This is a genomic window from Nocardia sp. NPDC001965, from assembly GCF_053594175.1.
In genome coordinates this window covers 191,820-205,615 of record NZ_JBSFDZ010000008.1, presented here as the reverse complement: position 1 = coordinate 205,615, position 13,796 = coordinate 191,820, and the positions used below count along the sequence as shown (strand labels likewise).

9 protein-coding genes and 2 pseudogenes are annotated in these 13,796 nt (G+C 66.2%); 2 read left to right on the top strand and 9 right to left on the bottom strand.

The features are described from left to right. Window positions 1-496: 496 nt before the first annotated feature. Both ACWCPQ_RS15260 and ACWCPQ_RS15255 read right to left on the bottom strand, forming a co-directional pair. Window positions 497-1,012 (bottom strand): hypothetical protein, encoded by a 516-nt coding sequence (locus ACWCPQ_RS15260; protein WP_449898904.1) that lies wholly within the window; start codon window positions 1,010-1,012, stop codon window positions 497-499. A gap of 162 nt (window positions 1,013-1,174) precedes the next feature. Continuing rightward, window positions 1,175-1,249 (bottom strand): annotated as a pseudogene (locus ACWCPQ_RS15255) (zinc-ribbon domain-containing protein); the annotation flags it as partial. Between the two features lie 603 nt (window positions 1,250-1,852). On the opposite strand from ACWCPQ_RS15255, the gene ACWCPQ_RS15250 reads away from it, so the two are divergent. Beyond that, a complete protein-coding gene (locus tag ACWCPQ_RS15250; RefSeq protein WP_449898881.1) occupies window positions 1,853-2,236 on the top strand; it encodes a hypothetical protein in 384 nt (127 codons plus the stop codon). Between the two features lie 70 nt (window positions 2,237-2,306). Here ACWCPQ_RS15250 and ACWCPQ_RS15245 read toward each other — a convergent pair whose 3' ends face one another. The 7 genes and pseudogenes from ACWCPQ_RS15245 to ACWCPQ_RS15215 all read right to left on the bottom strand — a co-directional run bounded on the left by ACWCPQ_RS15245 (window position 2,307) and on the right by ACWCPQ_RS15215 (window position 12,923). Beyond that, a complete protein-coding gene (locus ACWCPQ_RS15245; RefSeq protein ID WP_449898879.1) occupies window positions 2,307-5,459 on the bottom strand; it encodes an ATP-binding protein in 3,153 nt (1,050 codons plus the stop codon). A 447-nt stretch (window positions 5,460-5,906) separates the two neighbouring features. After that, window positions 5,907-6,363: pseudogene (locus ACWCPQ_RS15240) on the bottom strand (transposase); the annotation flags it as partial. Window positions 6,364-6,398: 35 nt separating this feature from the next. Next, window positions 6,399-8,195, bottom strand: a complete 1,797-nt coding sequence (locus ACWCPQ_RS15235; RefSeq protein ID WP_449898876.1) for a sugar-binding protein — start codon at window positions 8,193-8,195, stop codon at window positions 6,399-6,401. Window positions 8,196-8,448: 253 nt separating this feature from the next. Next, window positions 8,449-9,159 (bottom strand): GntR family transcriptional regulator, encoded by a 711-nt coding sequence (locus tag ACWCPQ_RS15230; protein ID WP_449898874.1) that lies wholly within the window; start codon window positions 9,157-9,159, stop codon window positions 8,449-8,451. Between the two features lie 87 nt (window positions 9,160-9,246). Then, a complete protein-coding gene (locus tag ACWCPQ_RS15225) occupies window positions 9,247-10,983 on the bottom strand; it encodes a dihydroxy-acid dehydratase (protein WP_449898872.1) in 1,737 nt (578 codons plus the stop codon). A 77-nt stretch (window positions 10,984-11,060) separates the two neighbouring features. Next, the gene (locus ACWCPQ_RS15220; RefSeq protein WP_449898870.1) at window positions 11,061-12,035 is read right to left on the bottom strand and encodes a cyclase family protein; all 975 of its coding nucleotides are present in this window, start codon (window positions 12,033-12,035) and stop codon (window positions 11,061-11,063) included. Between the two features lie 24 nt (window positions 12,036-12,059). Continuing rightward, window positions 12,060-12,923 (bottom strand): carbon-nitrogen hydrolase family protein, encoded by an 864-nt coding sequence (locus tag ACWCPQ_RS15215; RefSeq protein ID WP_449898869.1) that lies wholly within the window; start codon window positions 12,921-12,923, stop codon window positions 12,060-12,062. A gap of 113 nt (window positions 12,924-13,036) precedes the next feature. Between ACWCPQ_RS15215 and ACWCPQ_RS15210 the strand changes: the two genes are divergently transcribed. Then, window positions 13,037-13,795: an SDR family NAD(P)-dependent oxidoreductase gene (locus ACWCPQ_RS15210; RefSeq protein ID WP_449898866.1), complete on the top strand. Its 759-nt coding sequence runs from the start codon at window positions 13,037-13,039 to the stop codon at window positions 13,793-13,795. The last annotated feature ends 1 nt before the right edge of the window (window position 13,796 follow it).

Sequence of the window (13,796 nt, the reverse complement as noted above, 5' to 3'; positions counted from 1 at the left end):
CTGGTGTGTTGCTGTGGTTGGAGCCTGGCGGTGGTGTTGATGGTGGTCCGTTGCTGCTGTGTCCTGGTGCTGGTGGTGTGTTGCTGTGGTTGGAGCCTGGCGGTGGTGTTGATGGTGGTCCGTTGCTGCTGTGTCCTGGTGCTGGTGGTGTGTTGCTGTGGTTGGAGCCGGGCGGTGGTGTTGATGGTGGTCCGTTGCTGCCGTGCCCCGGTGCCGGTGCCGGTGCCGGTGGGGGTGGTGGCGGTGGTGGTGGCGGTGGCGGTGGGGGCAATCCGGGCGGCCCTGGTGTGCCTCCGCCTCCGGGAAGTGGATTGGGCGCGGGCGGAAAGAGATTCCCTGCCGAGCTCTGAGCGGGGGCGCCTCCTCCCATACAGCGGCTGTATGCCTCGGACATCATCGCCGCTGCCGCAGCCTTCGTGCTTTCCCACGATTTTTCGGCCGCTTTGACGCCCTCGCTCTTGGTGTCTCCCGAGTTCGTCTCTTGCCTCATGCTTGTCTAGCGATCTGGGGTCATCGCGCACTGATCTGTGGCCGGGATCGGCTCGACCGGCGGTTCGACGATGGAACAGACCACTGCGGCCGAGCCGACATACGGCGGCGACCAGCTCGGATCTGGGGAGTCAGCGAAGAAGGTCCAGATCAGGTAGCCCCAGATCAGACCGATGATTGCGAACACAATGACTGCGATGACAGCGGCGAGGACCTTCGCGATCTTGGGCAGCTCCTTCGCCTTGACCACCGCTCCGGTGGTGTAGTTTTCAACCCTCATGGCGCAGAACGTGCCGTTTCGGACTTTTCCGTGAGCACGAACAAGATCACCGTTGTGCAGGGAGCCCTCGATCGAGGGGGCACGCATCTCGACGGGTACGAACAGCACCCGGACGCCTGAGTTATCGTATTGCCCGAGTCGAAAGCTCCAGATCGACTCGGTCTGGGTTCTGCCGTTTTCCACTCGCATCCCTATGTCTTCGACACGACCTTCGACAGTGCGCACATCACTCAGGTCAGCCATCTTGGCCGTTTGCGGGATTGCAGGCCCGCCCCGGTGGGCCGAGGGCGCGGAAGTCGGAGGCCGGCTGTCGAAGGTCCCGGCCGAACGAGAATATCGACTGCTATCCGCAGGTCGGTCGGGAGGGCGCCAGCTCGCCCCGGAGCGGCCGAATGCTGTCAGCGCCGTCCCACACGCACTGCAAAAGCGACTACCTGGTGGATTCGCTGTTCCACAGCTCGTACAAGTGAACTCGGTCATGGTGTTCTCGCCTGTGTCCGCAAGCAGACGCCATCGCTGTTCCGAGTGGGATACGCGGATGTATCGCCTGACGTCATGGGCTGTCCTCAGGGCGTGCTCGAGGTCGATTGGCTCGGTGTCGCTGTGCTGCCTTGTGATGACGTTGGTGCGGTAGACCCGCTTGCGCTGGGTGCTGGGGCGGTGGGCGTGGTTGTGCTACCGCTGGGTGCTGGGGCGGTGGATGTGGTCGTGCAGGGCCCAGGGGCTCCACCTGGAGTTGAGGTAGACGGTGCGGCACCGCTCCCGTCTGCCCTGTTGAACTCGGCTTGTTTGGCTTCAGCAGCGGCCATCCCCGACGAGAGGGCCGATGCCCCGAGGATTATCCCGCCCGCGACAGCGGCTGCACCTGCTGCGGGTGCGACGAACGATCCTGCGGTGACAGTCCCTCCCGCAGCGATACTTTCCCCTGTTGCCGTGATTCCGGCGGTGAGTCCCGCTACTCCGGCGGCGGCGACTCCTGCGCCCACCAGCGCCGGAATCGCATTGTCGGGCGCCGCCCCGACGCCCGAGGTGTTCGGGGCCAGGCTCGCGTTGGGGGTTGTTCCGGTGGTGGAGGTTCCTCCGGTGGTGCCTGCCGACATTCCGCCTGCTGGTGCGGGTGCCGTCGGGGTGGTGGTTGCGTTGGGAGTCGGTCCGGTGGTGGAGGTTCCTCCGGTGGTGCCTGCCGACATTCCGCCGGTCGGTGCGCTTGTCGTCGGCGCGGCGGGGGTGGGTGTCGGGGTGTGGGATGCGTTGGGGGTCGTTCCGGTGGTGGAGGTTCCTCCGGTGGTGCCTGCCGACATTCCGCCTGCTGGTGCGGGTGCCGTCGGGGTGGTGGTTGCGTTGGGGGTTGTACCGGTGGTGGAGGTTCCTCCGGTGGTGCCTGCCGACATTCCGCCGGATTCTGATGTCGATCTCGGATCGGAGCTCATGGCGGCATCGCTGCCGCTTTTTCCGGCTGTGCTGTAGCCGCCCTGTCCGGTGCTCGCGGACATGCCGCCCTGTTGGTCGCGAGATGTTCCGTCGTTCGATGCCATCGTTAGCTCTCCTGTGTCTGGTTCGAGGTGGTGATCGGCCAGCCGGCTGCCGCCAGCGCGTCGGCAACGACCGTCGCGTGGTAGCTGGGATGGTCGGAGTCGCAACGCAGTAGTTGGGCGGCGCAGGCAACCGCACGCCAGCGGGCGGTGTTGAGAGTGCTGGAGCCCTCTGGCGCAGCACTCGACATCTCGGTGACATCGGCTGCGAGGTCGGCGGCCACGTCGATCAATCGTTCTTTGGTGGGCGGCCCGGAATCAGCAGCGGCCAGGTGGCGGGGGGCGGTGCGGGTATCGACAAGAGCATGCAGGTACGGGCATCGTCCGTCCTCGCACACGATCCCACAGAGCGGGAACGGGTCGAATGTCCGGGCGTGCAGCCGGGCGGCGGTGGTGATGAGGTCATTACGAGCGGAAGTGGCTCCGAGCCACTGCGCTTCCGTTCCCGACCGCTCGCCGACTACCGTGCGAATGAGCGCCTCGAGGCGCATCACATCAGGGACAGGCCAACCCCGCTGCGTTGCTCGCCGCGCCGTCACACCCGCCAAGGCGTGGAGCGCGAAGCTGTGTACGCGATCACCGATGCCCGGCGGGTCATCGCCGTCCTCGGTAGCGGGCCGAGCGGGAGCCCGCGCTACGCGAGCCGAGACGAACACCCGGACATCGGGCCATACGACATCGAGCCCGTCCGGGTGCTCGAGCATGGTCTGCCACAGGCGGGTCGCCAGCAACCTGGCATCTTGCCGGTCGGTGAGCTGCGTTGCCTCCCGACACGCTCTCTGGTCATGGCAGGCACCCTGGCAGGCAGTGCTGGCGGCGAACCAACGGCCGACCGTCGGCTCATTGCGCCATATCCGCATGGCCGCCGCGACGGCGTCGTCGTCGACTGCCGCTGTTTCGGACAGATCCTTCGCCCGGGGCACCTGCACGATGACGGGCGTGTGGTCACCTTCGCTGAAGACGGCAGCTCTCCCAGGAGGAAACACCGAGAGCGCGGCTGCCTGCTCCTTGTCCATTGCCATGGCCGTCGCCATGGCTGCTCGGTCGTCTCCGGAGACCAGACGATGGACAACCTTGAGGTTCGTGTTCTTGATGACGTCGGGGGCAAGGCGCACCGGCACTTGGTCCGCGACGACGATGCCTTGTCCGTATGCGCGCACTTCGGACAGGATCTGGCCGAAGGTGTCGACGAATGCTCCCTCGGGGTCGGCATGCCAGGCGTCGGTCAGCTTGCGCTCGGAGCCGAGCAGGCGGTGCGCTTCTTCCACCACGACGATATGGCGGAGGATGCCCGGCTGGGGCGGTGGTCGACCTTCCTTGGCTGCGGCGGCCAGAGCGGCCGCGTTCTCCGCCCGCCGGTGCTCGTACAGACGGGTCAGTAACAGACCCATCAAGAAAGCTTTGTCCGCATCGTCACCGATCCCCTCCAGTTCGATCACCGTCGGCCGACGCAAGATTTCGCCCATCGGAATGGATCGCTCCACATCCAGCATCAGTCCCCGCGCACCTCGCCGCAGCGCGTTCAAACGGGTGGTGAGAGACGCGGTGATCTCCTGGGTCGATTCACTCTTGTACCCGAGCTCGGGCACAACGCGTTCTACTGAGGCCACGAGATCGCTGAGCCGCGGCGCGACCGGCGAACCGGTTGCGTCGCCGGGCGGTTGGGCACTGGACCCGAAATCCCAGCCACGTTCGGCATACAGATCGACGAGGCAGTGTTCGAGGACCTGCGGCAGCGGAATCCACAGCGCGAAACTCGCGGTGAACACGGATTTCAGAAGATCCAGATGGGTCGAGACGTCGACGCCGGGTGCTACTTCGAACGGATTGAGCCGCAGCGGCGCCACCTCCTCGCGGCCGACCGTGAACACCCTGAGGTCGGCGCCGAGGGACCGGTGTGCGAGAAGTTCGCGGTACTCGGTTTTCGCCGGTTCGATCACGAGGAACGGTATGCCGGCGGCTGCCGCCTGCGTCAGGACGTGCATCAGGGTGTTGGTCTTGCCCGAACCGGTGAGACCGGCTATGAACGTGTGGCGAGTCAGTTGGTCGAGCCCGACCCGATACGGCAGACCCGTCGTCCGCCGCTGCACCATCACTTCACCCACGTCGACAGCCCGCCGACCGGTCTCGGGGGAGGGCCGCGACAGTGCGAACAACGGTGCCGGCCGCACAGCAAAACCTGGGGTGTCATAGCGAGGCAGATGGGCGAACGAAGCCAGTTGCCTTGTGTCGAGCAGAGTTTGGTTCAGAAACGGGTGATGCCATGCCCGTGGCCCGGGCTTCACCGGCGCATACGGCATTGCCCAACTCGCCGCGAGATGGGTGGCGTGCATGTTGAGCGCGGTGCGCAGCGGGGTCAGCACCGACTTTGCCTCGGCGAACGTTGCTTGCCATGCCGCCGACAGGCGCAGCCAGCTCGACTCCTCACCCAGGAGGTAGACAGCTGTTCGCCATCCACCGTTGGCGAGTGCCCGGGTCAATGAATCAACGAGGACATCGAGTTGAGCGACATAGGTCCGGGTCAAAGGACTGGGCTCTCGGCTTTCGGTCACCCCGGTCGCGGTGCGGGCATCCTCGAGGGCCACATTGCGTAATTCGTCCAAGGTTTTGGGGTCGATGGGCTGGGCGAGGATCAGAACGCCGAATCGGTGTCCTTGGAGGACCCGGAGTAGCCGATCCCACGGAGCCGGACCTTTTTCGCTCGGGTCTACCCGTGGAATGCCGTGGGCGAGCCCACCCATCGGTAACTGTGCCAGGCCGTACGGGCCCTCGCCGGCCACCGACGCCGGAATCCGATCCACGGAACGGAAGAGGCCATCCAGCAGCCCTGACACAATCTGCTGTTGCCCGTCGAGATCCGTGGGGTGTGCAGGTGGTTGCGCGGCCCACGTACCAACCGAGAAGCTCACTCCCTGCGGTCCTCCCGCGACCTGGAATGCAAACGGCAGGCCTTCGCCCGCCAGACCCGCGAGCAGTGACTCACTCAGTGGTGCCGAGCCATCGTGTTCGCCGACCCCGATTCCCAGAATATGCTCGAGGCGGCGGGCCGATGGCGGCACGGGGTACCACTCCGACGGCGGCGGTAGGGAACTGAAATCCAGTGAGGCATTCGCCAGATAGACGAGCGCCTCCGGCCACACCCGGTCATCGCTGGGCATAGCAGTGCTTCTGAGCACATTGTCGAAGTGGCCACCGGGCAGGAATCCGCGGTGAAAACCAGCTGACGACCGAAAGGCTGTCAGCTGCGCTTTCGAAGCGGCAAGGTTCTGGTCTACCTTTCATCGATGAGCTTCTTCCGCGATTGGAAGGGCGCAAGTCCAGGCGTGTACGGCCAGTAGAATCACGAGCGATCATGAACTGGTCATCCCATTTTGCTATGAATGACAAGGCTGGTCCAGTAGGTGCCGGACACATCCCAATTGCACAACCGGCGACCTTTGACCGCCTGAAATCAAACGTTGACCGCAACACGAACGACCCGGAGCCGTCAACGGATTCAACGGCCCCGAAGTGCCCGAACCGCCGTGATCTTTGTGTGACCTTTCGGCCCACGGCGGTCGCCGCGTGGCTGACCCGACGAGGTGGGGCACAGCCGACCGGCCGATGCCCATGGCGGGGGCGTAGGCCAGGAAGACCCGATCTGGAAAGTTCTCCGTGCGACCGGCCGTGCCGGAGTACCGGCGCTGCACGCCGGCCGAACGAACACCCGTCTTCAGGAACCCGGTGTCATCAGCTATCAACACCGCACCCACGGTTGTCGCTATCGGCGAGTTCGCCGCTCGCGCCGAGGTCCCGGTCGCCGAGCCGCTCGGCGACATAGCCGCGGATATCGTCGCGGACCCCGTCGATATCCCAGTCCGACCGCCGCAACTGCCGCTGCATCCCGTCTGGGCCCACCCCACCGGCCCGCTCGGCCGGCGTCCACCCGTTCTTCCGCTCGAGCCCCGCCACCAGCCCGGTCACATACTCCCGAGCCCGGCCCCGCGGCTCCGAACTCGTGAAACGCCCACCAACCCGCGCGTGCAGCGAATCCAACTCCGCTGCACCAACACCCAAAACCACGCAGGCCCGTTACTCGAATGAGTGCCGTTGCAGTACTAGCCCGTAATCGAGACCCCGGTACGCCGGGCCTGGGCCAGCGCGGCGGGCGAGTCGGCACTGCGCGCCGCCGTCCTGGGGATGACGGGTAGCGCCCCGGGCGTCGACCGGTCCATCGGCGAGCGGTAGCCGGCGAGCGTTGCGGTCCCCCATACGTGGGGATCTGCCTGGGCGCTGCCGAACGGCGACCAGGCGAGCCGGGTCTGACCCGTCTTGTCGTCGGTATCGGAGTTGTAGACCATGATGTTCATCGCGAATCCGGCCGGATCCACGGTGGCCGGTAGCTCCCGGAACGGGATCCGCACCTCGACGCTGTAACCCTGATACGGCTCGGTGACCACCGCGGCCACCCGGATACCCGGTGCCGTCTCGTGTACCGGGCCCTGGTGATTGTCGGCGTCGCGCGCGGCCGACGGGCCGCACCCGCCGTTCGTATACGGCAGGATGCCGACCTTGAGAGTGGTCGAGGTGTCCTCGGAATCGCCACGCGGATCGATGGCGATCTCGACCGAGTCGGTGCGCCAGTGCCGTTTCACGTCGTCGCATGCCAATGCGGCACCGGTCCGGTGGTCGGTGACCTCGATCAGCACATACAGTTCTTCGCCGTGCCTGGACACCTTCGCCTTCGCGGTGCACCGGCTGTCGCCCTGCCAGACCCTGAGCGGCAGGTCCGGCCCCGGGTACTCGCCGGGGCCTTCGGCGCCGTTGAGAGTGGGCGCCACGGGGACAGCCGGGATCGTGACCCTCGGTTCGGCTGGGTAATCCGGCTGGACCCGGTTGGCCAGCCACGGCAATCCGATTCGGTCGGCCCAGGTACCGAATTCGGCGTACAACGGGGTCAGTCCACTCTGCCGGTGCACGGCCGCTTCGGTGAACCGGCCCTGTTCGGCCAGCACAGTGAACCAATCCGAATCGAGTAGTCGCGGATCCGCCGGCACCTGCGCGGGCATCGCGGCAAACCCCTGGGTCCGGTACAACCGGGTCGCGTCGCGCTCGACCTGCGCCCAGGTCGTGCCGTGTTCCCGTGAGCGGGTACCGGACCACACCCCGATAACCGGCAACCCGGTGGCGGGATCGGTGCGCCGCACGCCGGCCGGCTCGCGGCCGAGCAGCGACCCGAAGCCGTAGTTCTGCGCGAGCAGCCGGTCGGGACACCACGGCGTCAGTCCCTCGACGGTGATCTGCTCCGGGAATGCCAGTGGATCGGCTGCCGACCGGAAGGCCTCGATCCCGAGGCGCGCCGAAAGCTGGTGGCCACCGTGCTGATCGAACGGCCGCGGGTCCATGACCACGATCGTGTGCGGCGTGATCTGGCGGACCAGTCTCACCAACCGCGCCAACGTATCCTGTTCGTCCCAGATGCGCGCGGTCAACGGCGCAGACAGCGTGTACCAGAAATCCGGTTTATCGAGGTAGTAGACATTCTCGATGCCGACCATGCCGGTCGCCCGGCGCTCCTCGGTCTCCCGGATCAGCCCGAGTTCCGGGCCTTCCTCGGGGCCGGTCGCATTGCCGCCGCCCTCACCGCGGGTGACGGTGACGACGCTGGTACTCCAGCCGAGGTCTTCCCCCCATTGGCCGAAAGTCGACAGATTGGACGACTCGTCGTCGGGATGTGCTCCGATGAACAGCACATCGGTGTGCGCTCGCCGCCGGACCACCGCTGCCGTGCGCCGATTGCCGTCCCGGTCGACGCCGCCCGCCGAGCCGTCCGCGACGAGCCATGCCGCGGTCAGCGCCGAGGCGAGGACAACACGCCTACGCAACCGTCCCGCGCCACCACTCGTCGCCATCATTCCACTTCCCGGTCCGTTCACCCTGTGCCACAGGTCGATTCGCTGTCGAATCACAGCACATTGTCCGGCGTATCACCAGCGGCGGTCACAGCACCGGCGGTCGGCGCCGGAGTGGGCGTGGACCGCCGATACCCCGGCGGCCTCGGGGAAGAGCAAGGCGATGCGCCTATCGGGGGCGAGCTTCGCCGCTGTCGACGCGACCGGTGGTGACGGGAGGAACCGAAGGCTTTCCGTGGGCCTTTTGCCCGGCGGATCAGAATGCGTCGGTGATGGGTAGGGGCGGTGGCTGATAGGCGTTCGCGAGTTCCTGGTCGCCGGTCGATTGGGCGATGAGCAGCCGGGTGGTCTCGACCAGATGATCGCGCATGCTGCTCGCGCTGGCTGCTCGGTCGCTGCTGCGGAGTGCGAGGAGGATGCGCTCGTGAACGACGAGGATATCGTCGAGCGTCCGGGTCTTGGTGGTGGACAGTCCCCGATCGAGCATCTGCATACGAGTGTTCGCGGCGACATCGACGACTCTGCCGTTACCGGCGGCGTGCAGGATCGCGGCGTGGAAGGCGATATCGGCCTGCTGGAAATCCGGTTCGCTGCCTGCTTGTGCCGCCTGTTTCATCGCCGCGAACGCGTCTTCGACGGGTTGCAGGAGCGCCGGTGTCATCCGGGCGGCTGCCCGGTGCGCCGAGGGCACTTCCAGGAGCATCCGCAGCGAGTAGATCTCTTCGATATCGCGCGTCGAGATCTCCAGGATGCGGACGCCGCGGCTGCGTTCGAATTTGACCAGTCCACTACTCGCCATCCGCTGGAACGCCTCGCGTACCGGGGTTCGCGAGACGCCGAGTTTGGCGGACAGCTCGACCACCGAGTGCAGGGTGCCGGCCGGCAGCTCACCGGCCTGGATCGCACGCAGCAGTTCGCCGTAGACCTGGTCGGTCAACGAGGTCTGCTCCGGCACGAACGCGCTCATCGAAGATGTCCTCTACTCTCCTCGGGCGGAATCATCGTCTCAGGGTAACCGATATGTTGCATGCATCATGCTACTTGTTGGCGCTCCTCACAGGAAGGAGAGATCGGCGCCCTCGCTGGCGGGAAGGACGGTGTCCTGATACAGCTTCTGCCAGCCGCGTGTCGCACGGGCCGGTGGCGTGAAAGATTCCAGTCGCCTTGCGATCTCATCCGGCTCGACGAGCAGTTCGAGGGAGCGGGCAGCTACGTCGAGGCTGATCATATCGCCGTCGCGAACGATGGACAGGGGGCCGCCCGCCGCGGCTTCGGGGTCACAGTGCAGTACGACTGTGCCGTAGGACGTCCCACTCATCCGGGCGTCGGAGACCCGGACCATATCGCGGATTCCTTGCGCGGCGAGTTTCGCCGGAATCGGCAGCGCGCCGGCCTCGGGCATCCCGGCGGCGATCGGGCCCGAATAGCGCAGGACGAGAACGTGATCCGGGGTCACGTCGAGGTCCGGATCATCGAGGATGCGGGTCGCGTCGGCGGGATTGTCCACCACAAGTGCCGGTCCGGTGTGCTTCATCAAGTGCGGGCTCGCGGCGGAGACCTTGATCACCGCACCGTTGGGTGCGAGCGATCCCTTCAATACAGCCAGCGCGCCCGGCGCGCCCAGCGGTTCGTCCAGGGTCCGGATGGTGGCCTGCCAGTCCGCACGGTCCCGGGTCTCCTCGACCTGCGCACGCATCGGCCGGCCGCTCACTCCCACCTGGTCCAGATCGAGCAGTGGCGCGAGTTCTTTCAGCAGCGCGGGTACCCCGCCGGCGCGGTGGAAGTCCTCCATGTATCCGTTACCGGAGGGCTTGCAGTCGACCAGCAGGGGAGTGTCGGCGCCGATCGTGTCGAAATCGCTGAGGGTCAGTTCGATCCCGGCGCGCCGGGCGACCGCGATCAGATGGATCAGCACATTGGTGGAGCCGCCGATGGCCGCCAGCACCCGGATGGCATTGTCGAACGCCGCCCGCGTCATCACCTCGCGGGGCAGTGGGCCGCCGTTACGTGCGAGTTCGACCGCACGGCGCCCGGTTTCGGTGGCGTGCCGCAGCCGGGCGCCACTGACCGCGGGTGGGGTCGCGCCGCCGGGCAGCATCATGCCGAGGGTCTCGGTGATCGATGCCATCGTCGACGCGGTGCCCATCACCGTGCACGTTCCCGCGGTGGTGACCAGTTCGTTGCGAACCGAGGTGATCTCGGCGCCGTCGAGTTCGCCGCCGCGGTGTTTGCCCCAGAAGCGGCGGCAGTCGGTGCACGCGCCGAGTCGTTCCCCGCGCCAACTGCCGGTCATCATCGGTCCGACGACCTCCAGCATCACCGGGATATCCGACGAGGCCGCCGCCATCAACTGCGCCGGAACGGTTTTGTCGCAACCGCCGAGCAGTACCGCGGCGTCCATCGGCAGGGCGCGGATCATCTCCTCGGTGTCCATCGCCATCAGGTTCCGGAACAGCATCGTGGTCGGCGAGGTGAGGATTTCCCCGAGCGAGATGGTGGGGAAATCCATCGGCAGGCCGCCGGCCTGTTCGACGCCGCGGCGCACGGCCGCGAGCAACGCGGGCATGTCCCGATGGCAGGTGTTGTAGTCCGAGGAGGTCACCGCGATACCGACGATGGGTCGTTCGAGCGATTCGTCGTCGTAGCCCGCGGACGCGAGAAAGGCCCGCCGAAGGTAGCGGCTGAATCCGATATCACCGTACGAGGTCCGGCTGCTGTCGACGGCCGATCGGCCACTGTATCCGGGTGCCGGCGATTCCGGGGAGCCGATCTGATCGGTGTGTTCGGGCATGGGAGCCTCTTTCGTGGACTACGGGCGAGCCGGCGGCCGGGTCGCGAGTGAGAAGTGGACTGAGCCGGAAATCGCGGTCAGCTCAGCAGGGGCATCGCGAGCGGGCGCATCGGGGCGCCGGTGGCGCCGCGGATCTTCATACTCGCGGCGATGAAAGCGAATTCGTACAGTTGCTCGCCTGCCAGCGCCTCGCAGTCGACCACCTCCATGATCGGCACCCCGGCCTCGGCAAGTAGATAGGTGTGCACGACCTGCCAATTCTCGGCATCGGCGGCGGGCGACTGTTCGAGCGCGAGAGTGTCGCCACCGATAACGCTCGCGCCCGCCTCGGCGAGGAACTGCGCGCCGTCACGGTTGAGGCCGGGCGCGTTGTCGATATAGGCATCGACATCGGGCCAGGCCCGCATCCGCCCGGTGCGGACGATAGCGATATCGCCGACCCGGAATTCGGTGCCCTGTCGTTTCAGCGCGGCCGCGAGATCTGTGGCGCCGATACCGTAGTTGTCGGGTACGACGTCGACGCCGAGCAGGGCGGCGATATCGAAGAGCACACCTCGGGCGATGATCGGCGGTAGTTTGTCGGCGCCGGCCTTGGTCCAGTGTTTGGAGCTGATGCACCGGGCGGCTTCGAATCCGTTGAAGATCTTGCCGTGGTATCCGAAATGGTTGAGCGTGTCGATATGGGTGCCGCAGTGGGTGTACATCGACATCGCGTCGCCCGAATACGAGACGAGTTCGTTCTGTTCGGCGCCCACGCCGGTGATGTCGTCGAGTACGGTTCCCGCCGGAGTATGGGTCATCCACTGTTGGAACCCGGGGTCACCGGCCTTGGTCCAGGACGGCATACCGGTGAAATAGTCGACCGACAGATCGAGTACCCGCCCCCCGTCGGCCGCGCGCAGTACCTCGCGCGAGGTCTCGGCACTGATGAGGTTGAGCATTCCTATTTCGTCGTCGGGTCCGAACGGACTCATGGTGACCTGCCGGAATTTCGCGGCGTGGGCGGCGATCGTGGCCCGTGCGCGTTCGTCGACGAATCCTGGTCCGCACATGGTCGGCCTCCTCGCTCGTGGGGTTCAGGGGTGCTGGTTCTGGTTTTCGGGCGCGGGCTCGGTCAGCGCCCGGTACTGTTCCGGTCGCCGTGCTGCGAAAACGGGTAGCGCGAATTCGGGTTCGTCGAATTCGAGTCGTTTCACCCGGGCGCGCCGCGGATCGATCTCGGCGGTCACCACCGCGGTGGTGTCACCGGCGTCCACGAGAACGTCGCCACCGGGATCGATGATCTGGCTGCGACCGAGGAAGCGGGTACCCGCCTCGCTGTCCGCCCGGTCCGCGACGGCCAGATAGAGCAGGTTCTCGACGGCGCGAACGCGGGTCATGTGATCGGCGAGGAAATGCGAGGCCAGCGGCCAATTGGTGGGCATCGCGACAACGTCCGCGCCGGCCAGCGCCAGTGCACGGGCCGATTCCGGGAACCGGAGATCGAAGCAGATCATCAAACCCACCCGGATCGGGCCGATATCGATGACCCGCGGTTCGTCACCGCCGCCGGGGTCCACGAAATTATCGGCGCCCAGTTCGGGCAGGTGCTGTTTGCGGTAGCGGCCGGCGATACCGTTCGGCCCGACGACGAGCGCGGTGTTGTACACGCGGTCACCGTCGGCTTCGAGTAGCCCGATCACGGCGTGTACACGGGCTCGTGCGGCGGCTTCGAAGATCGGTGCCAGCCGCGGGTCGGAGACCGGCAGCGATGCGGCGAGCACCTGGTCACGATCGGTGAACATATAGCCGCTCAGCCCGCATTCGGGGAAGACGATCAGGGTGTCCCCGGACCTGCCCGCGTCGAGGATCGTCTGTGCGACGGTTGCCACGTTGGCCGGGATATCGCCACGTAGCGAGGGGACCTGGGCAACGGACACACGTACGGGGGAGTCGGACATGGGTTCCCTTCTGGGTCGAAGCTCGATTGAGGTTGACATGCTGCATGCAGCATGTCAACCTACTCGACACGTCACGTGTTGCATGCAACATGTTTACTCAGAATGGAACACCCATGACCCGCCAAGTCGTACTGGTCACCGGGGCAGCCGGTGGTATCGGAGCAGCCACGGCGCGGCTCCTCGCGAGACGCGGAAGCGATATCGTTCTGCTCGATCGTGATATGTCCACGCTGGAACCGGTCGCCGCGGCCGTGGAAGCAGTCGGCGCACGTGCCGTCGCCCACGCCACCGATGTGACCGACGAGCAGGCGGTCGCGGCCGCATTCGCCACCGCATACGAACAGTTCGGCGAGGTCGACGGTCTGGTCAACAGCGCCGCGACGATGATCTCGACGTCGCTGATCGATACGAGTGTGGCGGACTGGAATTCCGTTCTTTCGGTGAATGTCACCGCAACATTCCTCACCTGCCGGGAATTCGTCCGCCGGCTGCGCCGAACCGGCCGACCCGGCGCCATCGTGAACCTGTCCTCGATCTCCGGATCGGTGGCGCTGCCCAACCAGGCCGCCTATTGCGCGTCCAAAGGTGCGGTGGCGCAGCTGAGCCGGCAGATCGCGGTGGAACAGGCGCCGCACGGAATCAGGTGCAATGTAGTCAGTCCGGGTTCGGTGGCGACCGATCAACTCGCCACCTACCTTGCCGCCCAGCCGGATCCCGCGGCGGCGCGCGCCGATCTCTACGCCGCGCATCCGCTGGGACGGATCGGTGACGCCGACGAGATCGCGGCCGGTATCGCGTTCCTGCTCGGCACCGACTCCAGTTTCGTCACCGGAGCGGATCTTGCCGTGGACGGCGGTTACACCAGTGTCTGAA

Coding starts and splice junctions, on each gene's coding strand:
- ACWCPQ_RS15260 (WP_449898904.1), bottom strand. CDS start 1,012: ATGGCTGACCTGAGTGATGTGCGCACTGTCGAAGGTCGTGTCGAAGAC.
- ACWCPQ_RS15245 (WP_449898879.1), bottom strand. CDS start 5,459: ATGCCCAGCGATGACCGGGTGTGGCCGGAGGCGCTCGTCTATCTGGCG.
- ACWCPQ_RS15235 (WP_449898876.1), bottom strand. CDS start 8,195: ATGATGGCGACGAGTGGTGGCGCGGGACGGTTGCGTAGGCGTGTTGTC.
- ACWCPQ_RS15230 (WP_449898874.1), bottom strand. CDS start 9,159: ATGAGCGCGTTCGTGCCGGAGCAGACCTCGTTGACCGACCAGGTCTAC.
- ACWCPQ_RS15225 (WP_449898872.1), bottom strand. CDS start 10,983: ATGCCCGAACACACCGATCAGATCGGCTCCCCGGAATCGCCGGCACCC.
- ACWCPQ_RS15220 (WP_449898870.1), bottom strand. CDS start 12,035: ATGTGCGGACCAGGATTCGTCGACGAACGCGCACGGGCCACGATCGCC.
- ACWCPQ_RS15215 (WP_449898869.1), bottom strand. CDS start 12,923: ATGTCCGACTCCCCCGTACGTGTGTCCGTTGCCCAGGTCCCCTCGCTA.
- ACWCPQ_RS15210 (WP_449898866.1), top strand. CDS start 13,037: ATGACCCGCCAAGTCGTACTGGTCACCGGGGCAGCCGGTGGTATCGGA.